Origin of the sequence: Qipengyuania profundimaris, assembly GCF_030717945.1 — a bacterium.
In the GTDB taxonomy this organism is placed as follows: Bacteria; Pseudomonadota; Alphaproteobacteria; order Sphingomonadales; family Sphingomonadaceae; genus Qipengyuania; species Qipengyuania profundimaris.
This window is the reverse complement of record NZ_JAVAIM010000001.1, coordinates 181,241-205,644: the sequence shown is the minus strand read 5'-3', so window position 1 is coordinate 205,644 and position 24,404 is coordinate 181,241. Positions and strand designations below refer to the sequence as shown.

The window sequence follows — 24,404 nt, the reverse complement described above, 5'->3', positions numbered from 1 at the left end:
GGAATGAAAGTTTAAGTCCTTGTTTACCAGTGGCTTGCAACGCACCGGCCCGGCTTTGTGCAAAGCTTTGTATAGAAACGACAATTATTGCGGGAGCTTTTCTTTGGGTGGGAATCGGCGAATCGGACTGCTCGGTGGTAGCTTCAATCCGGCGCACGGCGGCCATCGTAGGATTTCGCTGTTCGCCCGCGACGCGCTGAAGCTCGACGAGGTCTGGTGGCTGGTTTCGCCCGGAAATCCGCTCAAACCGCGCAAGGGTATGGCACCCCTTCCGGCACGGGTTGGCTCCGCCATCGCCCAGGCACGCCGCGCGCCGATCCGGGTGACCGCGATCGAGCGGCAGCTTGGCACCCGCTATACCGTCGATACGCTGGCAGCGCTCACTCGCCGCTACCCGAAGAAGCAATTCGTCTGGCTCATGGGCTCCGACAATCTCGCCCAGTTCCACCGCTGGCGCGACTGGCGCAGGATAGCGCGCACTATGCCGATTGCAGTCATCGCGCGTCCCGGCTATACAGATGCCGTCGTCGCAAGCCCCGCGATGGCCTGGCTGAGGCGCTTCCGCGTGCCGCTGTCCAGTCTCACCAATGGGGGCGCTTGGAGTGCACCGGCACTGGTGACTTTGCGTTTCGATCCCGATCCCAGATCGGCCACGGCCATCCGCCGCGGCGATCCCGATTGGGCCGCTCGCTTCACCGGGCCACCCGTGCGAGACCAGCTGACACACCGGATCATATCGGCTCGGGAGGAAACCCCTGCGCCATGATGCGCGTTGTTTCTCTCATGTCCTTCTACGCCCCTCGATCCAGGAGTACTGCATCCGCCTATGACTCAGGCGCACACCGACCCGGCGCAGACCGGGCAGGCCAAGGTGATCCCGATGACCAAGGCTGACACCGATCCGCTGCTCGATCTCGTGCTCGCGCAGCTCGACGCCGACCAGGCGCAGGACGTCGTTTCAATTCCTCTCGAAGGCAAGAGCTCGATCGCCGATCACATGATTATCGCGTCGGGCCGCTCGACCCGGCAGGTCGCCTCGATCGCGCAGAAACTGGCCGAGAAGATCAAGCAGGCCGGTTTCGGCCCCGTGAAACTCGAAGGCTTGCCCGCTGCCGACTGGGTCCTGCTGGATGCCGGTGACGTCGTGGTTCACCTGTTCCGTCCGGAAGTCCGCAGCTTCTACAATCTGGAGCGGATGTGGGCCTTCGGAGACGCACCGCCGGTGGCCGGTACGGCGTAACCGTCTTCCACTCGCGCATCCGCGCGAGCGTCCTCGGCGCTGTTCCTTCGCTACGCTGCGGGCGCCTGCGGGCGTGCAGTCGCCCTTGCCGACCCTCCACCGGGCCGGATCGACCATGCTGAAAGGGGGCCGTCATTCTCCTACACATAATCGCGCGTGGGAAAATCGCTCGGTCGCCCGAGGCGGAGCTGGTGGCGCGGTATGAGAAGCGACTTACCTGGCCGCTCAAGCTCACCGAACTGCCCGAGACCGGCGGGCGCATTCCCGAGCCGCAAGCGCCGTTCAAGACCGTGCTGCTCGACGAACGCGGCAAGGACCTGTCTTCCGAGGACTTCGCCGCAATTCTCGGGCGCTGGCGCGACGACGGCATGCGCGAATGTCGCTTTGTCCTCGGTGCAGCGGACGGACACTCGGAGGAGGAGCGGCGGGAGGCCGATTTGCTACTCGCCTTCGGGAGCGCGACCTGGCCGCACCTTCTCGCGCGCGCCATGTTGGCCGAGCAGCTTTACCGCGCGACCACCATCCTTGCCGGCCACCCCTATCATCGCAGCGGCTGATGGTGCAGGACTGACGCCATGATCCGTCCGGCCCTCACCCTGATCGCAGTTCTGGCGCTCGGTGCAGCCGTATTCTCGCTGGAGCCGCTCGGCGCGCAATCGACGACCGAGTTCCGCACCGCGGGCGAGGCGCGCGACGCGCTCGATGCCGCACGCCAGCAGCAGCGCAATGCCCGCGCGCGCGGAGAACGGCTGGAACAGCAGGCGGCCCGGTCGAACGAGGCGGCGGAAAAGAAAGCTGCCGAGGCCGCCGCATTGGCGGCACGCGTTCAGCAGGCCGAGGCTGCGATCACCGCAGCAGAAGCTCGCCACGCCATCGCCACCCGGCAGCGACGCGCGCTAGACTCCCGCTTGGCGCAGCGCCGCGAGCCGCTGATCCGGCTCACGGGCGCATTGCAGAGCATGTCGCGCAGACCGCTCACCCTTTCGGCGCTTCAACCGGGTTCGCTGCGTGACTTGGTACATACTCGCGCAGTGTTGGACAGTACGATCCCGCAAGTGCGCAAAAGGACTGCAGCGCTGCGCTCGGAATTGGAGCGCGCCCGCGCACTCGAAGCCGAAGCGCGTGCGGCGCTGGTCGACCGGCGGGAAAGCGAGGCGGAACTTGCCGCGCGCCGCACCGAACTGGTCGCGGCCGCCCAGCGTGAGCGTCTGGTAGCACAACAGGCGTCCGGTGGCGCCGATCGGGAGGCTCAGCGCGCTCTGGTCCTCGCCGAACAGGCCCGCGATTTGGATACTCTCGTCGGACAGCTCGAAGAAGCCGGATCGCTGCGCAGCGAACTGGCGGCCTTGCCCGGTCCGATCATCCGTCCCGCGAATCCTTCGCAGGCCAGCTTGTCCGCAACACCTTCACCGAGAGCAAGCGCCACCGCGCCGCCCGCACGTTATATACTGCCCGTCGCCGGGCGTGTTGCACGCGGGTTCGGAGAAAGCGGCGAGGGTGGTCCGCGCGAATCAGGCATCGTTCTCGTAACTCGGCCAAAGGCACAAGTCGTAGCTCCCGGGGCAGGCCGGGTCGTATTCGCCGGTCCCTATCGCGGGTACGGGCGGATCGCGATCGTCGAGCATGCCAATAACTGGACCAGCCTGGTGACCGGACTGGGATCTCTGGACGTGGATGTCGGTCAGGATGTGACGGCGGGGACGGCGCTCGGCCTCGCCGCATCTGGGTCGCAGGGCGTTTCGCTGGAGCTGCGCCGCGACGGCGAACCGGTGAACCCGCTCGACTATCTGCAATAGGCTTCCGTCGATTTCGGCTTCACAATTCTGCAATCGCCCGCTCATGTGGTATTAAGCGGGCCTGCCATAAGCCGCCGCTGAATATTGGAGAAACTCCGCCGATGACAATCGCCGCCCTGCTACGTTCTGCCGCCCTCGTGACCGCCGTCGCGTTGATCCCCGCGACCACGGCGAGCATGGCGCAGGTCGAAGGCCGGGCGGGTCCGGAGTTCGCCAAGGTGATGGCGGTCTACCAGCGCATCAAGGCGAGCTACGTCGACCAGGTCGACGACGACAAGCTGATGCGCGGCATGATCGACGGGATGCTGACCTCGCTCGATCCGCATTCGGGCTATCTGGACGGCAGCGATCTCCAGCGACTCGAGACCATGATCGACGGCAATTATTCCGGTCTCGGCCTGTCGGTCGTGATGGAAGATGGCGCGGTCAAGATCATCTCGCCCTTCCGCGGCAGCCCTGCCGACAAGGCCGGGCTGAAGGCAGGCGATTTCATCACGCATCTCGATGGCAAGCTGATCGTCGGCGGCAGCCTCGACGAAGCGGTAGCGCAGATGCGCGGGCCGGAAGGTACATCGATCGGCCTGACCGTCTTCCGCCCCGGCCGTGACGAGCCGTTCGATGTTTCCGTAACGCGCGGCGTGATCGAACTCGAACCGGTCACTTGGGAGCTCGAAAGCGGCAATATCGGTCACATCATGATCAACGAGTTTTCGCGCGATGTCGGCAGCGATGTCTTCGCGGCGTGGGAAGATTTGCAGAGTAAGGCCTCGGGACGCCTCAACGGGCTGGTCCTCGATCTGCGCTCCAACCCGGGCGGCAGCCTCGACGAGGCGGTGGCGCTGTCTGATCTCTTCCTTACCGAAGGGCGCATCGTGTCTCAGCGCGGCCGCGCGCGAGGCGAGAATATCTATTACGACGCAGAAACCGTGTTCCGCGGCGATATCGCGCAGGATGTACCGATCATCGTGCTGATCGACGAAGGCTCGGCTTCGGCATCGGAGATCGTCGCCGGCGCGCTCAAGGACCATCGCCGCGCGATCGTCATGGGCCAGCGCAGCTTCGGCAAGGGCAGTGTGCAATCGCTGCTGCCGCTCGGCCGCGATGCCGCGCTCAAATTGACGACGGCGCGCTACTACACGCCCTCGGGTCACTCCGTGCAGGAAGGCGGGATCAAGCCGGACATCGCTGTGCCGCAGTTGTCGGACCCCGACCTCGCGAAGAAATCGCGCTTCACCGTGCGCGAATCGGATCTGCGCGGCCATCTGGTCAACGAAGCGGGCCTTGCCGACGAGGCGATGGAGCGCGACCAGCGCGACGATCCGAGGTTCCAGCTGACCGCCGAAGAGCTCGAAGAGCAGGGCATCGAGGATTTCCAGCTGCACTACGCGCTGGAGACGCTGCGCCGCACCTCGCCGAACACGGTTGCCCGCCGCGCCAACTAGGCTAAACGACTGGGCATGAGCCTGTCTCCCTCATCGCGGCTGGCCCGCGTGCTGGCCATTGCGGTCCCGGCGCTCCTGCTGGGCGGGGCCTACGTTTCCCAATACGGCTTTGGCCTGTACCCGTGCGAAATGTGCTGGTGGCAGCGCTGGCCGCATTTCGCTGCGGTCGGGCTCGCCCTGCTGGCGTTCATCGCTCCGCCGCAGCGGTTCTGGACCGGCCTCGCGGCGATCGCCATCCTCGTCTCGGGCGGGATCGGGCTATTCCATGCCGGGGTCGAATACGGTTGGTGGGAGGGGATCACCTCTTGCGCGGCCACGGTCACGAGCGGGGGCGGAAGCGCGCTCGACAATATTATGAACGCTCCGCTGACCCGCTGCGACGAACCGGCCTGGACGCTGTTCGGCATCAGCTTGGCGGGTTACAATTTCCTCATCTCCACTGCAGCAGGCATCGCCATTCTCGCCCTGCTGGGAAAGGATCGCCGCGTATGACTCCAGCCTCGAAAAAGGTGCCCGACCACATCGCCCGCATGATCCGTGTCGATCAGGCCGGAGAATTCGGCGCGACGCGTATCTACGCCGGCCAGCTCGCCGTGATGGGCGACCGCGGGCCGGACTCCGCCGAGATAGCCGGCATGGCCGAGCAGGAAGCCGGTCACTGCGAAAAATTCGATGCGCTGATGGCGCGGCGCGGCGTGCGGCCCACCATGCTGCAGCCGTTCTGGGATCGCGCCGGTTTCGCGCTGGGCGCCGTGACCGCTCTGATCGGGCCCGAAGCCGCTATGGCCTGCACCGCCGCGGTCGAGACCGAGATCGACGATCATTATTCCCGGCAGCTCGATCGCCTGATGGAAACCGGCGAGGATCCGGAGCTCGCCGCCATGATCGAAGAATTCCGCGAAGACGAACGCGAGCACCGCGACGCCGCGCTGGCCGCAGGGGCCGAACGCGCGCCGGCCTATCCGGTGCTCTCTGCGGTTATCCGCGCGGGCTGCCGCGCCGCGATCGGCATTTCGCAGCGCATCTGAGGGAACATCGCAGGCGTTTCGCGCGCTTCATAGACAGTTCACCGCCGGGCGCGCCTTATACGCGCGACACATGTTTCGAGAGGCCATGATGACCAGACTGCTTACCCCGCTCGCTTCCGCAGCCGCGCTTGCCGCTGCCATCGTGGCCGCGCCCGTCGCGGCGCAGACCCCGGTCGAGACCGGCGACGACAGCTACAACATGGTCATCGTCTATGGCGACGACCAATGCCCGGAAAGCACAGGCGATGTCATCGTCGTGTGTGCCCGCAAGGACGAAAACGAGCGTTATCGGATTCCTGAGCGTCTCCGTTTCTCGGATGATCCGGCCAACCAGGCATGGGCCGAGCGGGTCGAACAGCTCGAATATGTCGGCGCATCGGGCATCATGTCCTGCTCGCCGACCGGCGCGGGCGGCTTCACCGGTTGCACGCAGGAGCTGATCCGCGAGGCTTATGCGGATCGGGAAAATTCCTCCGAGGTCCGCTTCGGCCAACTGGTTGCCGAAGCGCGGGCCGAGCGACTCGAGGGCATCGATGCCGAAGCCGCTGCCGAGCAGGAGCGGGTCGAGATGATCGAGCGCGAATACATGGAAAGGCTCGAACGTGAACGCGCCGGTGCCGCACCAGGCGAGGCTACCGAAGCGCCCGACCCCGTGATCGATACGGACGGCGACCGCGAAGTCGAAGACCTGGCGCGCCCGCCCGAAGGCTGAGCGCGCATTTTTGGGGCTCAGCCCTTGTCGAGCGCGATATCCGGCGCGTCTTCCTGCTTCATGCCCACGACATGATAGCCGGCATCGACATGGTGCGTTTCGCCGGTCACGCCCGATGACAGGTCGGACAGGAAATAGAGGCCAGACCCGCCGACATCCTCGATCGTGATATTGCGACGGAGCGGCGAGTTCAGCTCGTTCCACTTCAGGATATAACGGAAATCGCCGATCCCGCTCGCCGCCAGCGTCTTCACCGGCCCTGCGCTAATGGCGTTCACGCGAATGTTCTGCGGCCCGAGGTCGTTGGCAAGATATTGCACGCTGGTCTCGAGCGCCGCCTTGGCCACGCCCATCACATTGTAATGCGGAATGACCTTTTCCGCGCCGTAATAGGTCAGCGTGACAATCGAGCCACCGTCCGGCATCATCTCCGCGGCCCGCTTGGTCACCGCCACCAGGGAATAGGCGGAAATATTCATCGTCATCAGGAAGTTGTCGAGGCTGGTGTCAACGTATTTGCCGCGCAGCTCGCTCTTGTCGGAAAAGCCGATGGCGTGGACGACGAAATCGATCTTGTCCCAGCGCGATTTCAGTGTGTCGAACGCCCGGTCGAGCGCTTCCATGTCGGATACGTCGCATTCGAATACGAAGTCGCTGCCGAGCTGCTCGGCAAGCGGGCCGACGCGCTTTTTCAGCGCTTCGCCCTGATAGGAAAACGCAAGTTCCGCGCCGTGCTCGGCGAGCTTTTTGGCGATGCCCCAGGCCAGCGACTTGTCGTTGGCGAGGCCCATGATCAGCCCGCGCTTGCCCTGCATCAATCCGTTCATGCCGTGCCCTCTTCTTCCGCTTCCTTCGCCAGCTCAGCCCGTTTCCGGTCGTCCGCCTGGCCGATGGTGTTCATTTCCTCTTCCGGCGTCTCCGCGAGCGCCGCGTTCAGTTCCGCGCCGATAACCACGCCGAGGCCGACAAGCCAGAAAAAGAACAGCGCGATCATGATCCCGGCCAGGCTGCCGTAGGTGAGATTGTAAGTGAAGAAACTGCGCAGCACCAAGGGCAGCAGCGTCGTTACTAGAATCCACCAGACGGTCGTGAACAGCACGCCGGGCCATTTCGGATAACGTCGCGCGCGATAACGCGACGGGGTCAGCGTGTAGAAGATGAGATAGAGCGAACCGAACAGGCCCAGCGCCGGAATGATGCGCGAAAGGCGCAGGTCGCTGACCCGGTCGACGAGGTCGGGGAAATAGGCCTCGATCACTTGCTGCGCCGCCCCGATCGCAATCTGCGCGATAAGGGAAAGCATCAGCAGCAGCACCGCGCCCAGAATTACGCCCGACGAGAACAGCCGGTATTTCCAGAAAGCATGGGTCAGCTTGGTGCCGTAGGCGCGGCGCAGGATGTCGCGAATCGTCTCGATCAGGCTGCCCACCGTCCAGAGCGCTACGGCGGCACCGGCCCACAGCAGCCAGCCGCTGCGCGAATTGATGACGTCGCGCGCGACCGGCTCGATGACGTTGCCGACACTGGGCGGCAGGGTCACGAGGATGGCGTTGATCGATGCGGCGCGGTCGCTTTCCTCGCCGATCAACGAGAACAGCGCTGCACCAAGGATGAAGAACGGAAAGATCGAGAACATCGCCAAGTAGGCGAGGTTGCCCGCATGGATGAAACCGTCGTTAAACGTGCCCACAGCGGTGCGCTTGGCGACTTCCCAGGCCCGCGTCCCGGGCCCAACTCGCTCGACCACGCGACCGCGCAAGGTGGCCGCATGCTGGCGGCGTGCCTCGGGGGACAGCGACTGGACTTCGCGCTCTTCCTCGCTTGGAAGATCGTTTGCACTCAAACGGCTACACCCCGAGCTTGCTGCGTGGGTCGCTATCGTCCTTCCAGCCTTCGAGCCGCTTGGCAAGCTCCGCGAGATCGCCGGGCAGCTGGATTTCCAGCGTGACGAGCTGATCGCCGCGGGTGCCGTTCTTCTTGGTGAAGCCCTTGCCCTTCAAGCGCAGCACCGTACCGCCGTCCGTGCCGGCCTTGATCGTCATCATCACGGGGCCATCGACCGTGGGCACGCGCACCTTGCCGCCATTCACTGCCTCGTCGAGCGTGATCGGCAAGTCGAAACGCACATCGTCGCCATCGCGCTTGTAGAGCTTATGCCGGTCGATCTCGATCGTGACGAGTCCGTCACCCGCACCGCCCGGCCCCTGCTCGCCCTTGCCCTTGAGCCGCATCTGGGTGCCGTTTTCGACTCCCTTGGGCAGCTTGAGATCGATCGTCTTGCCGTCGGCCAGCGTAATGCGCTGGTCCTTCAGCGTTGCCGCTTCGACGAAGGGGACGCGCAGGCGATAGCCGATGTCCGATCCTTTGGGAGGCGGGGCACGGCGACCGCCGCCGAACGGGCCGCCGCCCATGCCGGACGATCGCGCCCTGCCGCCGCCGAACAGGCCTTCAAATATATCGCCGAGATCGGCTTCCTGTCCGAATCCCTGGAAATCCTCGGCGCGATAGCCACGCTGCCCGCCACCGCCGCCGAAGCCGCCGCCCCCGCCCATACCGGCGAAGGGATTGGCCGGGTTGCCATCGGCATCGATCTCGCCGCGGTCGAACTGGGCGCGCTTGTCCTTGTCGGACAACAGATCGTAAGCCTGCGTGACCTGGCTGAACCGCTCAGAAGCCTGCGGATTGTCCTTGTTGCGGTCGGGGTGGAACTCCTTCGCCAGCTTGCGATAGGCGCTCTTGATGTCCTTCTCCGACGCGCCGCGGGCGACGCCGAGAGTGGAATAGGGATCGCGGGAATTGGTAGCCATCAGGCGTGTTAGCTAGGTGCAACAGCGCTGCCGTGCAAGCGCGAGTGGTTTCCCACGCGGACGGATGCGGTTAGGGGGTGGCCGATGCGCAGCGATTGCCTCCATAATGCGAGCCTGTTTTGCCCCAAACGGGCGCGCCTGCGTTTTGCTCCTGAACCGACTCACATTGCCTAGGACCCGCCCGATGCAGACCGACGAAAGCGCAATTCCCAAGGCGGACCCTTTTTCGCTGTTCGAGGTGTGGTTCGGCGAGGCCAAGGCGAGCGAGCCGAACGATCCCAACGCCATGGCGCTGGCGACGGCCACCGCCGACGGGATGCCGTCGGTCCGGATGGTGCTGCTGAAAGCGCGCGGCGTCGACCAGGGCGAGGGCGGGGGGTTCGTCTTCTACACCAATGCCGAAAGCCGCAAGGGCGAGCAGATCCGCGCCAACATGCGCGCTGCGCTTCTGTTTCACTGGAAGAGCCTGCGCCGCCAGATCCGCATCGAAGGCCCGCTGGAGGAAGTCGATCCCGCGCAAGCCGACGACTATTTTCACTCCCGCCCGCGCGCCTCGCAGATCGGCTCGGCCGCCAGCGACCAGTCGCGCCCCCTGCCGGACCGCCAAGTCTATCTCGACCGGGTGGCCGCGCTGGAGGAGCGCTATCCCGAGGGCGACATCCCGCGCCCGCCACATTGGACCGGCTTCCGGCTGAGCCCGCGCCGGATCGAATTCTGGCAAGACCGCGAATATCGTTTGCATGACCGGCGGCTGTTCACGCGGAGCAGCGCGACGGAAGCGTGGGACGACACGCTGCTCTATCCATAAAGCAATATCGATGACCGACGACCGCACCCGACTCGCGCGCAGCGCAGCATTCGCCTCTATCACGGTGGCAGTGATCCTGGTTGCGCTGAAAAGCTGGGCGAGCTGGCGGACCGGATCGACTGCCATGCTCGGCAGCCTTGCCGATTCCGCGCTCGATCTGATCGCGAGTTTCGCCACGCTGACCGGCGTGTGGATCGCCTCCATGCCGGCGGACGAGGATCACCGGTTCGGCCACGGCAAGGCGGAAGCCCTGGCGGCGATTTTTCAGGTTATGCTGATCGCGCTGTCGGCCTTCGGGATCGCGACGCGGGCAATCATGCAATTGTCCGGTCAGGTGGAAACCGCGGCAGCAGAAGAGGGCATCGCCGTCTCGCTGATCGCCATCGTACTGACTTTCGCGCTGCTGGCGTGGCAGCGCTATGTGATGAACCGGACACGCAGTCTGGCGATCCAGACCGATCACTTGCACTACAAGTCCGATCTCCTGCTCAATCTCGCAGTCATCGCCGCGCTCGTGCTGGACCAGTTTGCCGGGCTCGGCATTGCCGATCCGCTGTTCGGCCTCGCCATCGCCGCGTGGCTCGCATGGGGCGCATGGCGCGGGGCGAGCGATGCGGTGGACGACCTAATGGATCGCGAATGGCCCGAGGACAAGCGGCTTGCCTTCGTCGAAGCGGCGGCCCGGCACCCCGAGCTCACCAACCTGCACGATTTGCGCACACGAACCAGCGGCCATCGCGATTTCGCGCAGTTCCATGTCGATCTGCCGCCGATCATGACGGTTGAAGAAGCGCATGACATCATCGAGCGGGTGGAAGCCGATTTGTGCCAGCGCTTTCCCGGGCTCGAATTGCTGATCCATATCGACCCCGAGGGTCATGTCGACGAGCCGGACAATCCCCTGGTCGAGGACAATGAATTCGCCAAGTTGGAGAAAGATGCATGACCACCGCACTGCCTTATTGGCATGTCGATGCCTTCGCAGACCGCCCCTTCGCCGGCAACCAGGCCGCGGTGATGCCACTCGATGCGTGGCTCGACGACGACATGCTCCAGGCCATCGCCGAAGAGAATAATTTCGCCGAGACCGCTTTCGTGGTGCCCGATGCCAGTGGCGAGGCCGACTACGAATTGCGCTGGTTCACCCCGACCGAGGAAGTGCGGCTATGCGGGCACGCGACGTTGGCCAGCGGCCATGTGCTGCTGAGCCGCGACGGGGGCGAGCGCGTGACCTTCCGCACGCGCAAATCGGGCGTGCTCGAAGTGAGCCGTAGCGGCGAGGGGTATGGGCTGGCGCTGCCCTGCATTCTGACCGAGCAGGGCGAGTGGGACGAGGCAGCCACGCTGCTCGGCGGGTCGCCGAACGAAGTGTGGCGCAATGAGCTGGGTTACGACCTGTTCCTCTATCCGGACGCTGCCGCGATCCGCTCGCTGGACCCGGACCTGCGCGGGCTGGCGAAGCTCGGCAACAATTTGTTCGTCTGCACTGCGCCTGGGGATGAGACTGACGTCATCAGCCGTGTTTTCGTGCCAGGCGGCGGGGTCGACGAGGACCCGGTGACGGGGGCAGCCCACGCGACGCTCACGCCGTTCTGGACTGACCGTCTTGGCCGCGACAGTTTCACCGCGCACCAGGCCAGCCGCCGTGGCGGGTATCTGACCTGCCGCCGCGAAGCCGACCGGGCCATCCTTTCCGGCCCCTGCGTCACAGTAGTAGAAGGGCGTTTCCTGCTGCCCTAACCTGCCGGGTAAAGCTCGATGATGTCCGCGAGCTGCTGGAGCATGGCCTTGCGCTCCGGCGCGTCCGAATGGCCGAGGCGCACCACGGTCAGCTTCTGGCTTGGCGAGACGAAGATATACTGCCCCATATGGCCGATCGCGGAAAAGGCGCTGTGCGGCGCGCGGTCGGGGAACAATGGATGCTCCTCGCCATCGGGTAGCGGGCGATTGAGCCAGGTTTGCAGGCCGTAATGCGGGCTGGCGGGGCTGGGTTCGAGCATTTCTTCGACCCACTGGCGCGGCACCAGCTGCTCGCCCTTCACTGATCCCTTGTTGCGCAGCATCTCGCCGAACTTCGCCCAGTCGCGGGCGTTGGCGTGGATCAGGCTGCCGCCGATCAGCGTGCCCGCGCGATCGAATTCCGGCACGGCGCTGGTCATGCCCAGTGGCCCGAACAGGCGGGCTTGCAGATAGTCGGCCACCGCCTTGCGGCGCGCGTCGGGATTGGTGCTCTCGGTCAGCGCACGGGCGGCGATATCGGCCAGGATCACCGTGGTGTTCGAGGAATATTCGAAGCGCGAACCCGGCTCCGCTTCGAGCGGCTGGGCGGTGGCGTAATCGGCCATGTCGTCGCGCCCGTCGAGGAACAGCATCCGCACCTCGCTGCTCTCGTAAGGCGGATCGCCGGCCTCGGTGTGCTCCAGGCCGGAGCGCATCTGGAGCAATTGGCGCAAGGTGATCTCGGCGCGTGGATCGCCGGTGCGTTGCCAGCGCGGCACGGGGGCAGGGGCATCGAGCCGCAGCTGCCCGTCCGCCACCAGCATGCCGATCATCACCGCAGTCACCGTCTTGGCCATCGACCAGCTGATGAAGCGCGTCTGCGGGCCGTAGCCTTCGCCATAGCGCTCGACGGCGATCTCGCCGCCGTGCAGGACGACCAGTGCCCGCGTGTCGCCCAGGCCGTCGAGCGTGAACAGCTGGTCCGATTCGCGGGCCAGCGCCTTGGTCGGCGCACCCGGATCGTCCTTCACCGCCGCCAGCGCTTCCTCGCTCAGCGGCGGCTCTTCGGCAGGACCGGACCCGCCGCACGCGGCAAGGCTTGTGGCGGCGAGGGCAAGCGCGATAAGGGGGGTGGTCCGCAGGGGCATGACGCGTCACTCGCACGAAGGAATCCGACTTGGCAACGGCCAAAAACCGCTCTGGAAAACTGCGCCTGTGGTTGTGGCTAACGGTCATCATCGCCGGCTTGGGCGCGATCGCGTGGGCGGTCTGGGGCGACGGCCTGCGCCGGACCGGCGCGACCGGCACGGCCTATGCCGCGCATGTCGCCTGTTCCTGCCGCTTCGTGGCGGGACGCAGCTTGGACGATTGCGCTAAAGACAAACTGGCCGGGATGGAACTGGTCAGCCTGAGCGAGGATCCGCAGGCGAAAAGCGTGACCGCCTCGATCCCCTTGATCGCTTCGGAGACCGCCACCTGGCACGAAGGCTACGCTTGCGTGCTGGACGAGTGGGAAGGCTGAAACCGCCCCACAACGATGAATTGTTACGCCTCGACCGGCACCGTCGCCTCGATCCAGCCACCGCCGACCACCCGGTCATCGGCGTAAATGACCGCAGCTTGCCCTGGCGCGACGCCGTATTCGGGCTGCGCGAACCGCAGATTTGCACTGCGACCCTCACCGAGGGGCCCGTCGAGCACGACCGGGACCGGCTTGGCGAGGCTGCGCACCTTGGCGGTCAGCGGCTTGTCGGGCAGAGGGCCGATACGGTTTGTTTCGCCGATGCGGGCCTCAGTCACTGCCAGCAACCGCTTGGGGCCGACGCGGACTTCGGCGCTCTCGGCATCGATCTTGATCACATAGAGCGGTTCGGGCTGGCCACCGATCTCTAGGCCGCGGCGCTGGCCGACCGTGTAATGGATAACGCCACGATGCTCGCCCAACTCCTCGCCGGTGGTAGCGTGGACGATCTTGCCCGGTCGAACGCCTTCCGGGCGCATTGTCTTGACGATCTTCGCGTAATCGCCGTCGGGCACGAAGCAGATGTCCTGGCTGTCGGGCTTGGCGGCGTTGCGCAGACCGGCTTCCTCGGCCAGCTGCCGGACTTCGGCTTTGGGCAGGCCGCCGAGGGGGAACCGGAGGTAGGCGAGCTGGTCTTCCGTCGTCGCATAAAGGAAGTACGACTGGTCGCGTGCAGGATCGTGGGCCCGGTGCAGTTCCGGTCCGGCCGGGCCCATCACGCGGCGCACATAATGGCCGGTGGCAAGGCAATCGGCGCCCAATTCGCGCGCCATGGCGAACAGGTCGGTGAACTTGGGCCCCATGTTGCAGCGAATGCAAGGCACCGGCGTCTGCCCGGCGAGATAGGAATCGGCAAAGCCCTCGACCACGTCTTCGCGAAACGCGCTTTCGTGGTCATGCACGTAGTGAGCGATACCGAGCCGGTCAGCCACGGCGCGTGCGTCGGCAATGTCGTCGCCCGCACAGCACGCGCCCTTGCGCCCCGTCGCCGCGCCGTAATCGTAGAGCTGCAGCGTAACGCCGATCACCTCCGCACCACTGCGTGCAGCCAAGGCGGCCACCACCGAGCTGTCGACCCCGCCCGACATGGCGACGACGATGCGGCAATCGGATGCGGCACGCGGCAAGTCGAAAAGACCGGCTGCCTGAACCGGGGAAAGAGCAATGTTTTCGGGCATGGCGCGCCCCATACACGGCTGGGGGGCTTGCCACCAGAGGGCAGCGCGCAAGCGCGCATGCGACGCTTTACGGTTCGTTCACCATGTGCCGTTATCCCCGTACAAATGATCGAGGGGCAATTTCAAAGAGCCGATCTGGCCGACAAGCGCGAAGCCGCGGATCTCCGCCGGTTTCGCTGGACCGATCTGGTCGCGCGCTTGGCGGCGACTCGCGAGATCCGTGAGGAGATCGCGCAGGTCGAAGGGGGCTTCGGGGCCTTCGCGGACGTCCGCCGCGAAGGCAGCGAAAAGAATGAAGGCGCTGTTAACCACGATATTTCAACGGATGGCAAACCAGACCCGCTAGGCCTTGGCGACACCGCAGGTGATGAAACCCACGGCGACAGAGAGACGGAATGATTGAAAACCAGGATATCCGGCCGGCGCAGGTCATCGGCCCTCTCGGAGAGCCGCTGACGCTCGACGATCTGCCGTCGCCCCAGACCAAGCGTTGGGTCGTGCGCCGCAAGGCCGAGGTCGTGGCTGCCGTCAATGGTGGGTTGTTAAGCATCGACGAGGTTCTGGAGCGCTATAGCTTGAGCCTCGAGGAGTTCGCCTCCTGGCAGCGCGCCGTCGATCGTTCCGGCATGCAGGGCCTGCGCGTCACGCGCATCCAGCACTATCGCGATCTTTACGAACGCCAGCTCAAATACTGAGCGGTTCGGTCCGAGACGGGGTCTCGGGAACAAAACCCACCACCATCCGCTCCTCTGGGTAGTCCTGCATGATGCAGGAAACCGTTTTCCTGTCGAAGCCCGAAAGTGAATATCGGGCGGGCAGGATAAAACAGGAGGAATACAATGGGTTGGATTATTGCAATTATCGTCGGCGGTGTAGCGGGCTGGCTGGCTAGCCTTGTCATGAACCGCGATGCCTCCATGGGCATTTTCTGGAATATCGTGGTCGGCATCATCGGTGCGCTGATCGGCAATTTCCTTGCAGGCGCCGTTTTCGGCATCGAAGGCACTATCCAGACCTTCAACCTGACAGGCTTCATCATCGCCATCATCGGCGCGATCGTACTGCTCGGAATTGCGAACCTCGTCCAGCGTGGACGCGTTCGCTAAGCCGAACGGGATTATATCAGAACAATCCGAAAGCCGGGGATCGAAAGATCTCCGGCTTTCGCCGTCGAGGCACCCGTTTTCATTGCCCTTCGTCCGCTCATGGTCCACACCGGTCGATAGTTCTTTGCCTGCGCCGAGCGCGTGGTCTAGCGGCTATCGAGCTAGTATCTTGCACTAAGTGACCTAGCAGGATAATACACTGCGATCCGAAAAGACGCATACCGGGGCGATATGGCCATGAATTACGAATCTGGTTTCGAGGCGGAGCGGGTAGAGCCGATGACTGGCAGCGCGTCGCTCGAATCCGACGAGGCGGCCGAGGCGACGCGTCGTCGCCGCTGGTACATTGGTGCTGCGGTCCTTGCATTGCTGCTTGCGATCGGGGCCTATTTCGTCGTCTCCGGGGCGGGTGCGGAAGAAAACACCGGTGGTAAGGCCCAATTGCCGAGCGTCACCGTGATCGCGCCGGGCCAGAGCACCGTCGATGGCGAGATTTCCGCGACCGGCACACTTGCCGCGCGGCGTGATCTGCCGGTGGGCGTCGTCGGTGAAGGCGGCCGCGTGACGGCAATCAGCGTCGATGCGGGCGACTGGGTGCGCCAGGGCCAGGTGCTTGTCTCGATCGATCGCTCGGTCCAGTCGCAGCAGGTGCAGAGCGCCGCCGCACAGGTTCAGGTCGCGCAATCGGACGCCAATATCGCCCAGGCCAATCTCGACCGCTCGCTCCAGCTCGTTGAGCGCGGCTTCGTTTCCGAAGCGGATGTCGATCGCCTCACGGCAACGCGGGATGCGGCCGTCGCGCGAGTGCGCGTGGCGCAGGCGCAGGTCCGTGAATTGCAGGCGCGCAACGCCCGTCTCAACGTCGTCGCGCCGGCCTCGGGCCTCGTGCTCGAACGCAATGTGGAAATCGGCCAGACGGTCAGCGCAGGCTCCCCGCCGCTGTTCCGCATCGCCCGTGGTGGCGAGATGGAAGTGCTCGCACGCCTCAGCGAAACCGATCTCGCGCAAATCAACGTGGGCACCACAGCCACCGTTACGCCGGTGGGGTCCGACAATAGCTATACCGGGAGCGTCTGGCAGGTCGCACCGCTGATCAGCTCGCAGGATCGCCAGGGCACGGCGCGGATCGCGCTGCCCTATGCCGAGGGCTTGCGCCCCGGCGGCTTCGCGACGGTCGTGATCAAGAGCGGCACGGTCAGCGCGCCGATCCTCCCCGAGAGCGCGATCCAGTCTGACGACGAGGGCAGCTATGTCTTCATCGTGGATGCCGAAAACACGGTGCAGCGGCGCGATATCGAGCTCGGCCAGGTGACCTCCGAAGGCATCGTCATTGCAGGCGGGCTCGCAGGGAATGAACGGGTGGTGCTGCGGGCCGCCGGTTTCCTCAATCCGGGCGAGACGGTCCGCCCCATCGCCGACGGCGCGTGAGTGGGACTGGCATATGAATTTCCGTAACATCTCCGCCTGGTCGATCCGCAACCCGGTGATTCCCCTGGTCGCGTTCACGGCGCTGCTGCTGGCCGGTTTGATCAGCTTCATGCGAATGGATGTCGTGAACAATCCCGACATCGAATTCCCGGCAGTCAGCGTGAATATCTCGCAGCCAGGCGCCGCGCCGACCGAGATCGAGAACCAGATCACCCAGCGGGTCGAGGCCGCCGTGCGCTCGATCAACGGCGTGAACTCGATCAATTCGACTGCCAGCGAAGGCAATTCGAATACCTTCATCGAATTCGAGATCGGCGTCGACCCCAACGATGCCACGGCGGAAGTGAAGAACGCGATCGACACGATCCGCGGCTCGCTGCCCGACGGTATCCTCGAACCGCGCGTGAGCAAGCAGGAAATCTCCGGCGGCTTCCTGGCGATCTATGCTGTCGAAGCCGACGACATGACCATCGAGGGGCTGAGCTGGTTCATCGACGACACGATTGCCAAGCAATTGTTGTCGATCGAGGGCATGGCCGAGGTCAATCGCTTCGGCGGGGTCGACCGCGAGATCGAAGTTATTCTCGATCTGCCGCGCATGCAGGCGCTCGGCGTTACTGCCAGCCAGATCAACGGCGTGCTGCGCCAGAACAATATCGATGCGGCCGGCGGCATGGCCGAAGTCGGCGGCACCCGCCAGTCGGTGCGCGTACTCGGCAACAACGACTCCGCTTACGAGCTGGGCGAACGCCGCATCCAGCTCGGCGGCGGGCGGACGGTCAAGCTGTCCGACGTGGCCACCGTGCGCGACGGCTATTCCGAGCGGACCTCGATCAGCAAGGTAGGCGACAAGGAAGTCGTGAACTTCGCCATGAGCCGCGCCAAGGGCGCCTCGGATGTGACGGTTTACGAAAACGCGCTCGAAAAGATCGAAGAGATCGAGGCCAGCAATCCGGGCGTAAAGTTCATCCCGCTTTTCAACACGGTCAAATACACGAAGGACCAGTACGAAAGCGCCATGGCCGCGATGATCGAGGGTGCGATCCTCGCCGTGGTCGTTGTGTTCTTCTTCCTGCGCGACTGGCGCGCGACGGCGATTTCCGCCGTGGCGATCCCGCTTTCGGCCATTCCGACCTTCTGGTTCATGGACCTGCTCGGCTTCAACCTGAACCAGTTATCGCTGCTGGCGCTGGCGCTGGTGGCGGGGGTGCTGGTCGACGATGCGATCGTGGAGATCGAGAACATCGTGCGCCACATGCGTATGGGCAAGAGCGCCTATCAGGCATCGATCGATGCGGCGGACGAGATCGGCCTGCCGGTCGTCGCGACCAGCTTCTGTATCGTCGCGGTGTTCTTCCCGGTCGGCGCCATGCCCGGCATATCGGGGCAGTTCTTCAAGAACTTCGGCTTCACCGTGGTGGTCGCCGTCCTGATGTCGCTCGCTGTCGCCCGCATGATCACGCCGATGCTGGCGGCCTATTTCCTCAAGTCCCACGGGCAAGCCGCGCATGGCGAGGGCCCGATGATGGATCGCTACATGGGCGTCTTGCGCTGGTCGCTCGACCGGGGCAAGATGCACCGGCTGCGCAAGGGGCTGGAGGGCCCGCGCCATCGCTGGCTCTATGTGCTGGCGCTGCTATTCACGGTCATCGGAGCGCTCGCCGTTTCGGCATTCGGTACGTTCACCGTGTCCGGCCTGCTGCAAGGCCTCGGCATTCCCGCGATGATCACCGGGGGCGATCCCGATCCCGGCTTCCTGCCCGAAACGATCGTGAAAATCGTCGGCATCATCCAGCTGGCCATCGCACTGCTGGCAGGCTTCCTGCTGACGCTTGTGTTCTTCAAGGTCCTCGGCCTGACTACCGGGCTGTTCGGCAGCCACATGAAGCAGGCCTGGCAGTATCTCTACGCGCGCTTCCTCGACCACCGGGTATGGATGCTCGGCGTCGGCTATTTCTCCCTCCTGCTGACCGTGCTGCTGTTCGGCATCGTGCCCACCCAGTTCCAGCCGGTGATCGACGACGAGAACAGCCGCATCGAGATCGAGATGGTGCCGGGCACGACGCTCGAGACCACCGAACGGGTCGTCGATCAGGTCGCCGACCTCCTCTACGAGCAGCAGGAGGTGGAACTGGCACTGGAGCGCGTCCGCGAAGGCCAGGCGACGATCTACATCACGCTGCGCCCCGACCGCGAGCGGACCTCGATCGAATTCGAGCGCAGTCTCGCGCCGGAGCTCTCGCAGATCGCCGATGCGCGGGTTCGCTTCGCGTCGCAATCGGGCGGTTTCGGCTCGGGCCGCGACATGACGGTAATGCTGGCCGGTTCGGATCCCGAGCTGCTCAACGATACGGCTGCCCAGCTGGTTGAGCAGATGAAGACCATCGACTCGCTCGTCGCCCCGCGGGTGAGCGCCGACATCAACCGGCCGGAGCTGATTATCTCTCCGCGCGAGGATCTCGCGGCGGAACTCGGCGTATCGACCATCGCGCTCAGCCAGACGATCCGCATCGCGACCATGGGCGAGATCGAGCAGAACGCGGCGAAATTCTCGCTCTCGGACCGCCAGATCCCGATCCGGGTCAAGCTACCCGAGCAATCGCGCGAGAACCTGGACACGATCCGCAATCTGCCGGTGCAAACGGCAAGCGGTGGGTCGGTGCCCTTGTCGCGAGTGGCCGAGATCAGCTTCGGCTCCGGCCCGACGACCATCCAGCGCTACAACCAGAACCGCCGCGTGCTGGTCGGAGCCGACCTCGCGCAAGGTGTCGTCAAGGGCGAGGCTCAGGCCGAAATCGACCAGTTGCCCATCCTCCAGGACCTGCCCCAGGGCGTTATCCGCGATGTGGTCGGCGAAGAAGAATGGCAGGCCGAGCTGATGACCAGCCTGACGATCGCTATCGCGTCGGGCGTGCTGCTGGTGTTTGCCGTGCTCGTGCTGCTGTACAAACGTCTCATGAGCCCGTTGGTGAACATGGCCAGCCTCGCGCTCGCACCGCTCGGGGGCATCCTGCTGGTGTGGCTGTTCGGCCAGCCGCAATCGATGCCGGTCTATATCGGCATCTTGCTGCTGCTGGGCATTGTCTCGAAGAACTCGATTCTGCTGATCGACTTCGCGATCGAGGAAATGGACAAGGGCACGCGCAAGCTGGAGGCCATCGTCGATGCGGGCCACAAGCGTGCGCAGCCGATCGTTATGACCACCGTCGCGATGACTGCCGGCATGGTGCCGATTGCGCTTTCCGGCGTGCTCGGCTCGGGCGACGGGGCCTGGCGCGCGCCGATGGGTACCGTGGTGATCGGGGGCCTGATCCTGTCGACCTTGCTCACGCTGCTGATCGTACCGGCCGGATTCAGCCTCGCCGATGGCTTCGAGAAACGCGCGGGTCCGTGGCTGCGCCAGCGCATGCTCACCTATCGCCCGGGTGACGACAAGCGCGGACTGGCAGGCACAGGAACCGCCGAACCGGGGGCAGAGCCCGCCGAGTGAACGATCCCCGCCACGCCGGCCCAGTCTCCGCGCCTCCAGCGCTGCCGCCGGATCGCGCACGGATCATGCGGCGTACCGCCACCGGCCTGATCGTCCTGATGGCGGGCCTGTTCCTGCTGTCGGGCCGCTATCTCGAGCTGCATCCGGCGTGGGGCTATCTCCACGCCTTTGCGGAGGCCGCGATGGTCGGCGGGCTGGCCGACTGGTTCGCGGTGACCGCGCTGTTCCGCCGCCCGCTCGGCCTACCCATCCCGCACACGGCGATCATTCCGGAGAACAAGGATCGCATCGCCGACACGATGGCGGGCTTCCTGCGCGAAAACTTCCTAACCCCCGCCGTCGTCGGGCGTCGGATGGGGTCGATGAATCTGGCGAAAGCGATCGGCAGCTATCTTGCCGATCCCAAGGCGACGCGCGATTCGCGTATCCGGCTGGGCGCAGGGGAATTGGCCGTCGAGGTGCTGGAGTCGCTCGACCCAGAAAGGCTGGGCACGCAGGTGCGCAGCGGCATCAAGTCGCAGCTCGACAAGCTGGAAATCGCGCCGCTGATCGGCGGGATGCTCACGGCCATGATGGCGGACGGCAAGCACAAGCCGCTGATCGACAAGATCATCCGCTGGGCGGGGCTGGTGCTCGAAGACAATGAGCAGCTGGTACGCGAAATGGTCCATCGCCGGGCCAACGGCATCCTCCGCTTCACCGGACTTGACGAGCGGCTCGCAAATTCGGTGATCGACGGCTTGTACAAGCTGCTCGCCGAAGTGCTGGTCGATCCGAACCACCCCTTGCGCGACAAGATCGAGGAAGGCCTTGCCGAATTCGCGACCGGCCTGCGCGAGGATCCCGAATTGCAGGCCCGTATCGAGCGGATGAAGCGGGAGATGCTCGGCAATCCGGCCATCGCCGAATGGTGGCAGGGCACGTGGGAGCGCATCCGCGCCAATCTGATCGTTTCGATCCGCGAATCGGGCGGGCTCGGCTCGGGCTATGTCAGCGAGACGCTGGCCGAGCTTGGCGGGGCGCTACGCGACGATTTGCGCCTGCAACGCCAGATAAACCGATTCGCCCGCCGCACGGCGGTCGGGATCGCCACACGCTATGGCGACCAGATCGTGCGGCTAGTCTCCGAAACCGTGCGCCGCTGGGATGCGCATACCATCACCGACCGGGTCGAAAGCGCCGTCGGCCGCGACCTGCAATTCATCCGCATCAACGGGACGATGGTCGGCGGGCTGGTGGGCCTGACGATCCATTTCCTCAGCGAAACTCTCGGCTAGGATCCCGCCCGCCAGCTCATCGGATACGGTAGAATATCCGGTGGGCCAGATAGCTCCGCACCGGCTGGCCGGCCGCATCGCGCGCCGGTTCGATCTGCGCAGTCCGCTGCATGACGGAGCAGGGATGCTTCCGCATGTCGAAATCCTCGGCCACGGTCTGGTTGAGCATTTCGCAGGCTTCTACTCTTCCGCTCTCGTCGACGGTCAGCCGCAGCGCGAAATAGGCTTGCGCCCCCTTGCGCAGAGCCTCCGCAGGATATTCCGACTGGATCGTGCGCACGACCCGCTTCATGTTCACGATCTCGGGCGGCGAGACGACCGTGCGTTGCTGTTCGGGGTCGAATCCCCAGTGAGTGACGAGATCCTCCATGCACACGTTCATCGCCGCCAGCGGTTTGTCCATCGGACCGAGGTCGAGAACGATATCGTCCCGCCCCCTTTGGGACAGGGTAAAGGTCGAAATACCGGCTGCGTTGGCTTCGTCGAGATGGGCCAGCCCGCGGGGATCGCTGGTCCAATCGCGATCTTCTTCGGTCCATTCGCCGTCGGCATTCTTGCCGGGGTGGAATGCGATCGAAGTGGTCGCGCTCACGAGCTTCTGCTCGCCAAGGTCCATATCGGCGACCGGGAATTCGCCCGTATCCCCGCCGGGTCCGAAGGCGAAGCGAGCGTCCCGCGACACTCTCAAGTCGTCGACCGCCGGGCCTGCAAGCCCCCAGATCGCCGACATGGACGGATCCCATTGCTCAAGGAAGAAAATCGTCCGGCTGTCTTCCGGACCGAAGGTGCGGAGCAGGCGGCATTTGTTCTCTGCCATGTCGAGGTGCCAGTTGCTGGACGGCGGCAATGCTGTCGGCGCATCCTGCGCACCGGCAGTTGTTGCAAGACAAGTAAAAGACAGAGCCGCCAGAGCGACTGAAAAGGAAAAACGGCGACCCATTAAAAATCCCTCCGAAACACAATGCTTCGGAGGGATCTGTATTCAAAATCGCTTGGCGATCAAAGCTTTTCGGTCAGCTCCGGCACCGCCTTGTAGAGATCGGCGACGAGACCGATGTCCGCGACCTGGAAGATCGGGGCATCTTCGTCCTTGTTGATGGCAATGATGGTCTTGGAATCCTTCATGCCGGCAAGGTGCTGGATCGCGCCCGAGATACCGATGGCGATGTAGACTTCCGGCGCGACGATCTTGCCCGTCTGGCCGACCTGGTAGTCGTTGGGGACGTAGCCCGCATCGACGGCCGCACGGCTGGCGCCGATGCCCGCACCAAGCTTGTCGGCAAGCGGGGTGATGATCTCGTCGAAGGTCTCGGAATCCTTGAGCGCGCGGCCCCCGGATACGATGATCTTTGCGCTGGTCAGCTCGGGGCGATCGCTCTCGGCGATTTCCTCGCTCACGAAGCTGGAGATACCCGCATCGGTGGGACCGGAGATTTCCTCGACCGTGCCCGAGCCGCCTTCTGGTTCCGCCTTGTCGAAAGCGGTGCCGCGTACGGTCAGGACCAGCTTGTCTTCGGTGCTTTCGACTGTCGCGATGGCGTTGCCGGCGTAGATCGGGCGGGTGAAGGTCTTATCGCCTTCGACCGAGAGAATGTCCGAAATCTGCATTACGTCGAGCAGCGCTGCGACGCGCGGGGCGACGTTCTTGCCCGTCGTGGTGGCCGGCGCGACGAAAGCGTCGTGATGACCCATCTGGTCGGCGATCAGCGGCGCGACATTCTCGGGCAGCGCATGTTCGTAAGCCGGATCGTCGGCAAGGTGGACCTTGCCTACTCCGGCGATCTTGGCGGCGGCATCGGCCACGGCGCGGCAGCCCGAACCGGCGACCAGCAGGTGGACTTCACCCAGCTTTGATGCGGCGGTGACCGCAGCCAGCGTGGCGTCGGCCATGGTGGAATTGTCGTGTTCGACCCAAACGAGGGTTTTCATATTCGTATTCCTTCTCGTTGGAGTGGATCAGGCGACGCCCATCGCCTTCAGCTTGGCGACCAGCGCATCGACATCCTCGACCTTCTCGCCTGCCTGGCGAACCGGCGGTTCGGAGACATTGGTGGTCTTGAGGCGCGGCGCGGTATCGACGCCGTAATCGGACGGGCTCTTGGTATCGAGCGGCTTCTTCTTCGCCTTCATGATGTTAGGCAGCGAAGCATAGCGCGGCTCGTTGAGGCGCAAATCGGTGGTGACGATGGCCGGCATGGTCAGCTTGACGGTCTGGAGGCCGCCGTCGACTTCGCGTTTGACGGTGATGCTGTCGCCATCGACTTCGACCGTATTGGCGAAAGTGCCCTGCGGACGCTCCATCAGCGCGGCGAGCATCTGGCCGGTCTGGTTCGAATCGTCGTCGATCGCCTGCTTGCCGAGCATGATCAGGCCGGGCTGCTCTTCTTCGGCGATGGCCTTGAGGATTTTGGCGACCGCCAGCGGTTCGACTTCGTCGTCCGTCTCGACCAGGATCGCGCGGTCGGCGCCCATCGCCAGCGCCGTGCGCAGCGTTTCCTGCGCCTTCGCCGGGCCGATTGAAACGGCGACGATTTCCTCGGCGTTGCCCGCTTCCTTAATGCGGATGGCTTCCTCGACGGCGATTTCGTCGAACGGGTTCATGCTCATCTTGACGTTGGCAAGATCGACGCCGGAGCCGTCGGCCTTGACCCGCGGCTTGACGTTGTAATCGATCACCCGCTTGACGGGGACGAGGATTTTCATGGCGTTCCTTCCTCTCGAATGAATTCGCGGCCCACCTACCTTGCGTTTACGTAAACGTCAAGTGGGCCGTCGGCGATGCTTACTTTCAGAAAGCCGCGGAAAGCTGGGCGTTCCCGTGCGGCAAACGAAAAGGGCGGACCCGCTGCCG

26 protein-coding genes are annotated in these 24,404 nt (G+C 64.6%); 18 read left to right on the top strand and 8 right to left on the bottom strand.

All coding sequences use genetic code 11. The features are described from left to right. Positions 1-103: 103 nt before the first annotated feature. The 8 genes from Q9K02_RS01045 (at position 104) to Q9K02_RS01010 (ending at position 6,218) form a co-directional block, all read left to right on the top strand. The gene (locus tag Q9K02_RS01045) at positions 104-766 is read left to right on the top strand and encodes a nicotinate-nucleotide adenylyltransferase (protein WP_305931203.1); all 663 of its coding nucleotides are present in this window, start codon (positions 104-106) and stop codon (positions 764-766) included. 114 nt (positions 767-880) lie between these two features. Continuing rightward, complete coding sequence (gene rsfS / locus Q9K02_RS01040; protein WP_305933416.1) at positions 881-1,240, top strand: ribosome silencing factor; 360 nt, start codon at positions 881-883, stop codon at positions 1,238-1,240. A 134-nt stretch (positions 1,241-1,374) separates the two neighbouring features. Beyond that, a complete protein-coding gene (locus Q9K02_RS01035) occupies positions 1,375-1,797 on the top strand; it encodes a 23S rRNA (pseudouridine(1915)-N(3))-methyltransferase RlmH (protein ID WP_305933415.1) in 423 nt (140 codons plus the stop codon). A gap of 18 nt (positions 1,798-1,815) precedes the next feature. Beyond that, positions 1,816-3,036, top strand: coding sequence for a murein hydrolase activator EnvC family protein (locus Q9K02_RS01030; protein WP_305931202.1), 1,221 nt, complete (start codon positions 1,816-1,818; stop codon positions 3,034-3,036). A gap of 101 nt (positions 3,037-3,137) precedes the next feature. After that, positions 3,138-4,478, top strand: a complete 1,341-nt coding sequence (locus tag Q9K02_RS01025; protein ID WP_305931201.1) for a S41 family peptidase — start codon at positions 3,138-3,140, stop codon at positions 4,476-4,478. A 15-nt stretch (positions 4,479-4,493) separates the two neighbouring features. Further along, positions 4,494-4,970, top strand: coding sequence for a disulfide bond formation protein B (locus Q9K02_RS01020; protein ID WP_305931200.1), 477 nt, complete (start codon positions 4,494-4,496; stop codon positions 4,968-4,970). Beyond that, positions 4,967-5,506 (top strand): demethoxyubiquinone hydroxylase family protein, encoded by a 540-nt coding sequence (locus Q9K02_RS01015; protein WP_305931199.1) that lies wholly within the window; start codon positions 4,967-4,969, stop codon positions 5,504-5,506. The genes Q9K02_RS01020 and Q9K02_RS01015 overlap by 4 nt, the downstream gene beginning before the upstream one ends. Before the next feature lie 88 nt (positions 5,507-5,594). Then, entirely contained in the window at positions 5,595-6,218 is a 624-nt protein-coding gene (locus Q9K02_RS01010; RefSeq protein ID WP_305931198.1) for a hypothetical protein, read from the top strand. A 17-nt stretch (positions 6,219-6,235) separates the two neighbouring features. Here Q9K02_RS01010 and fabI read toward each other — a convergent pair whose 3' ends face one another. From fabI to Q9K02_RS00995, 3 genes are read right to left on the bottom strand one after another with little or no spacing between them, the layout of a single operon-like run. Then, the gene (gene fabI / locus Q9K02_RS01005; protein ID WP_305931197.1) at positions 6,236-7,045 is read right to left on the bottom strand and encodes an enoyl-ACP reductase FabI; all 810 of its coding nucleotides are present in this window, start codon (positions 7,043-7,045) and stop codon (positions 6,236-6,238) included. Beyond that, positions 7,042-8,061: a YihY/virulence factor BrkB family protein gene (locus Q9K02_RS01000; RefSeq protein ID WP_305931196.1), complete on the bottom strand. Its 1,020-nt coding sequence runs from the start codon at positions 8,059-8,061 to the stop codon at positions 7,042-7,044. Before Q9K02_RS01000 ends, fabI begins: the two co-directional genes overlap by 4 nt. A gap of 4 nt (positions 8,062-8,065) precedes the next feature. Beyond that, positions 8,066-9,025 carry a DnaJ C-terminal domain-containing protein gene (locus Q9K02_RS00995; RefSeq protein WP_305931195.1) on the bottom strand — a complete coding sequence of 320 codons (960 nt, stop codon included), beginning with the start codon at positions 9,023-9,025 and terminating at the stop codon, positions 8,066-8,068. A gap of 184 nt (positions 9,026-9,209) precedes the next feature. Between Q9K02_RS00995 and pdxH the strand changes: the two genes are divergently transcribed. From pdxH to Q9K02_RS00980, 3 genes are read left to right on the top strand one after another with little or no spacing between them, the layout of a single operon-like run. Then, the gene (gene pdxH / locus Q9K02_RS00990) at positions 9,210-9,833 is read left to right on the top strand and encodes a pyridoxamine 5'-phosphate oxidase (protein ID WP_305931194.1); all 624 of its coding nucleotides are present in this window, start codon (positions 9,210-9,212) and stop codon (positions 9,831-9,833) included. Positions 9,834-9,843: 10 nt separating this feature from the next. Then, the gene (locus tag Q9K02_RS00985) at positions 9,844-10,779 is read left to right on the top strand and encodes a cation diffusion facilitator family transporter (RefSeq protein ID WP_305931193.1); all 936 of its coding nucleotides are present in this window, start codon (positions 9,844-9,846) and stop codon (positions 10,777-10,779) included. Further along, positions 10,776-11,573: a PhzF family phenazine biosynthesis protein gene (locus Q9K02_RS00980; RefSeq protein ID WP_305931192.1), complete on the top strand. Its 798-nt coding sequence runs from the start codon at positions 10,776-10,778 to the stop codon at positions 11,571-11,573. Before Q9K02_RS00985 ends, Q9K02_RS00980 begins: the two co-directional genes overlap by 4 nt. Here Q9K02_RS00980 and Q9K02_RS00975 read toward each other — a convergent pair. Next, positions 11,570-12,700: a serine hydrolase domain-containing protein gene (locus Q9K02_RS00975; protein WP_305931191.1), complete on the bottom strand. Its 1,131-nt coding sequence runs from the start codon at positions 12,698-12,700 to the stop codon at positions 11,570-11,572. The genes Q9K02_RS00980 and Q9K02_RS00975 overlap by 4 nt on opposite strands. Before the next feature lie 29 nt (positions 12,701-12,729). On the opposite strand from Q9K02_RS00975, the gene Q9K02_RS00970 reads away from it, so the two are divergent. Further along, the gene (locus Q9K02_RS00970) at positions 12,730-13,074 is read left to right on the top strand and encodes a hypothetical protein (RefSeq protein ID WP_305931190.1); all 345 of its coding nucleotides are present in this window, start codon (positions 12,730-12,732) and stop codon (positions 13,072-13,074) included. Between the two features lie 23 nt (positions 13,075-13,097). On the opposite strand, the gene mnmA is transcribed toward Q9K02_RS00970, so the two are convergent. Beyond that, complete coding sequence (gene mnmA / locus Q9K02_RS00965) at positions 13,098-14,252, bottom strand: tRNA 2-thiouridine(34) synthase MnmA (protein ID WP_305931189.1); 1,155 nt, start codon at positions 14,250-14,252, stop codon at positions 13,098-13,100. A 105-nt stretch (positions 14,253-14,357) separates the two neighbouring features. Between mnmA and Q9K02_RS00960 the strand changes: the two genes are divergently transcribed. From Q9K02_RS00960 to Q9K02_RS00935, 6 genes are all read left to right on the top strand, one after another. Next, positions 14,358-14,651, top strand: a complete 294-nt coding sequence (locus tag Q9K02_RS00960; protein WP_305931188.1) for a hypothetical protein — start codon at positions 14,358-14,360, stop codon at positions 14,649-14,651. After that, positions 14,648-14,947 carry a CtrA inhibitor SciP gene (gene sciP, locus Q9K02_RS00955; protein WP_278329477.1) on the top strand — a complete coding sequence of 100 codons (300 nt, stop codon included), beginning with the start codon at positions 14,648-14,650 and terminating at the stop codon, positions 14,945-14,947. Before Q9K02_RS00960 ends, sciP begins: the two co-directional genes overlap by 4 nt. Positions 14,948-15,091: 144 nt before the next feature. Beyond that, entirely contained in the window at positions 15,092-15,358 is a 267-nt protein-coding gene (locus Q9K02_RS00950) for a GlsB/YeaQ/YmgE family stress response membrane protein (protein ID WP_278329478.1), read from the top strand. Between the two features lie 237 nt (positions 15,359-15,595). Continuing rightward, on the top strand, positions 15,596-16,786 hold the full coding sequence (locus tag Q9K02_RS00945) for an efflux RND transporter periplasmic adaptor subunit (RefSeq protein ID WP_305931187.1): 1,191 nt from the start codon (positions 15,596-15,598) through the stop codon (positions 16,784-16,786). Between the two features lie 13 nt (positions 16,787-16,799). Then, on the top strand, positions 16,800-20,276 hold the full coding sequence (locus Q9K02_RS00940; protein ID WP_305931186.1) for an efflux RND transporter permease subunit: 3,477 nt from the start codon (positions 16,800-16,802) through the stop codon (positions 20,274-20,276). Between the two features lie 65 nt (positions 20,277-20,341). Further along, complete coding sequence (locus tag Q9K02_RS00935; RefSeq protein WP_305931185.1) at positions 20,342-21,553, top strand: DUF445 domain-containing protein; 1,212 nt, start codon at positions 20,342-20,344, stop codon at positions 21,551-21,553. Between the two features lie 16 nt (positions 21,554-21,569). Here Q9K02_RS00935 and Q9K02_RS00930 read toward each other — a convergent pair whose 3' ends face one another. The 3 genes from Q9K02_RS00930 to Q9K02_RS00920 form a co-directional block, all read right to left on the bottom strand. Continuing rightward, positions 21,570-22,370, bottom strand: a complete 801-nt coding sequence (locus Q9K02_RS00930; protein WP_305931184.1) for an energy transducer TonB — start codon at positions 22,368-22,370, stop codon at positions 21,570-21,572. Positions 22,371-22,552: 182 nt separating this feature from the next. Next, a complete protein-coding gene (locus Q9K02_RS00925) occupies positions 22,553-23,482 on the bottom strand; it encodes an electron transfer flavoprotein subunit alpha/FixB family protein (protein ID WP_278329483.1) in 930 nt (309 codons plus the stop codon). A 27-nt stretch (positions 23,483-23,509) separates the two neighbouring features. Continuing rightward, the gene (locus Q9K02_RS00920; RefSeq protein WP_305931183.1) at positions 23,510-24,256 is read right to left on the bottom strand and encodes an electron transfer flavoprotein subunit beta/FixA family protein; all 747 of its coding nucleotides are present in this window, start codon (positions 24,254-24,256) and stop codon (positions 23,510-23,512) included. Positions 24,257-24,404 lie beyond the last annotated feature (148 nt).

Coding starts and splice junctions, on each gene's coding strand:
- rsfS (WP_305933416.1), top strand. CDS start 881: ATGACCAAGGCTGACACCGATCCGCTGCTCGATCTCGTGCTCGCGCAG.
- Q9K02_RS01030 (WP_305931202.1), top strand. CDS start 1,816: ATGATCCGTCCGGCCCTCACCCTGATCGCAGTTCTGGCGCTCGGTGCA.
- Q9K02_RS01025 (WP_305931201.1), top strand. CDS start 3,138: ATGACAATCGCCGCCCTGCTACGTTCTGCCGCCCTCGTGACCGCCGTC.
- Q9K02_RS01020 (WP_305931200.1), top strand. CDS start 4,494: ATGAGCCTGTCTCCCTCATCGCGGCTGGCCCGCGTGCTGGCCATTGCG.
- Q9K02_RS01015 (WP_305931199.1), top strand. CDS start 4,967: ATGACTCCAGCCTCGAAAAAGGTGCCCGACCACATCGCCCGCATGATC.
- Q9K02_RS01010 (WP_305931198.1), top strand. CDS start 5,595: ATGACCAGACTGCTTACCCCGCTCGCTTCCGCAGCCGCGCTTGCCGCT.
- fabI (WP_305931197.1), bottom strand. CDS start 7,045: ATGAACGGATTGATGCAGGGCAAGCGCGGGCTGATCATGGGCCTCGCC.
- Q9K02_RS00995 (WP_305931195.1), bottom strand. CDS start 9,025: ATGGCTACCAATTCCCGCGATCCCTATTCCACTCTCGGCGTCGCCCGC.
- pdxH (WP_305931194.1), top strand. CDS start 9,210: ATGCAGACCGACGAAAGCGCAATTCCCAAGGCGGACCCTTTTTCGCTG.
- Q9K02_RS00985 (WP_305931193.1), top strand. CDS start 9,844: ATGACCGACGACCGCACCCGACTCGCGCGCAGCGCAGCATTCGCCTCT.
- Q9K02_RS00980 (WP_305931192.1), top strand. CDS start 10,776: ATGACCACCGCACTGCCTTATTGGCATGTCGATGCCTTCGCAGACCGC.
- Q9K02_RS00975 (WP_305931191.1), bottom strand. CDS start 12,700: ATGCCCCTGCGGACCACCCCCCTTATCGCGCTTGCCCTCGCCGCCACA.
- mnmA (WP_305931189.1), bottom strand. CDS start 14,252: ATGCCCGAAAACATTGCTCTTTCCCCGGTTCAGGCAGCCGGTCTTTTC.
- Q9K02_RS00960 (WP_305931188.1), top strand. CDS start 14,358: ATGATCGAGGGGCAATTTCAAAGAGCCGATCTGGCCGACAAGCGCGAA.
- sciP (WP_278329477.1), top strand. CDS start 14,648: ATGATTGAAAACCAGGATATCCGGCCGGCGCAGGTCATCGGCCCTCTC.
- Q9K02_RS00950 (WP_278329478.1), top strand. CDS start 15,092: ATGGGTTGGATTATTGCAATTATCGTCGGCGGTGTAGCGGGCTGGCTG.
- Q9K02_RS00945 (WP_305931187.1), top strand. CDS start 15,596: ATGAATTACGAATCTGGTTTCGAGGCGGAGCGGGTAGAGCCGATGACT.
- Q9K02_RS00940 (WP_305931186.1), top strand. CDS start 16,800: ATGAATTTCCGTAACATCTCCGCCTGGTCGATCCGCAACCCGGTGATT.
- Q9K02_RS00935 (WP_305931185.1), top strand. CDS start 20,342: ATGCGGCGTACCGCCACCGGCCTGATCGTCCTGATGGCGGGCCTGTTC.
- Q9K02_RS00930 (WP_305931184.1), bottom strand. CDS start 22,370: ATGGCAGAGAACAAATGCCGCCTGCTCCGCACCTTCGGTCCGGAAGAC.
- Q9K02_RS00925 (WP_278329483.1), bottom strand. CDS start 23,482: ATGAAAACCCTCGTTTGGGTCGAACACGACAATTCCACCATGGCCGAC.
- Q9K02_RS00920 (WP_305931183.1), bottom strand. CDS start 24,256: ATGAAAATCCTCGTCCCCGTCAAGCGGGTGATCGATTACAACGTCAAG.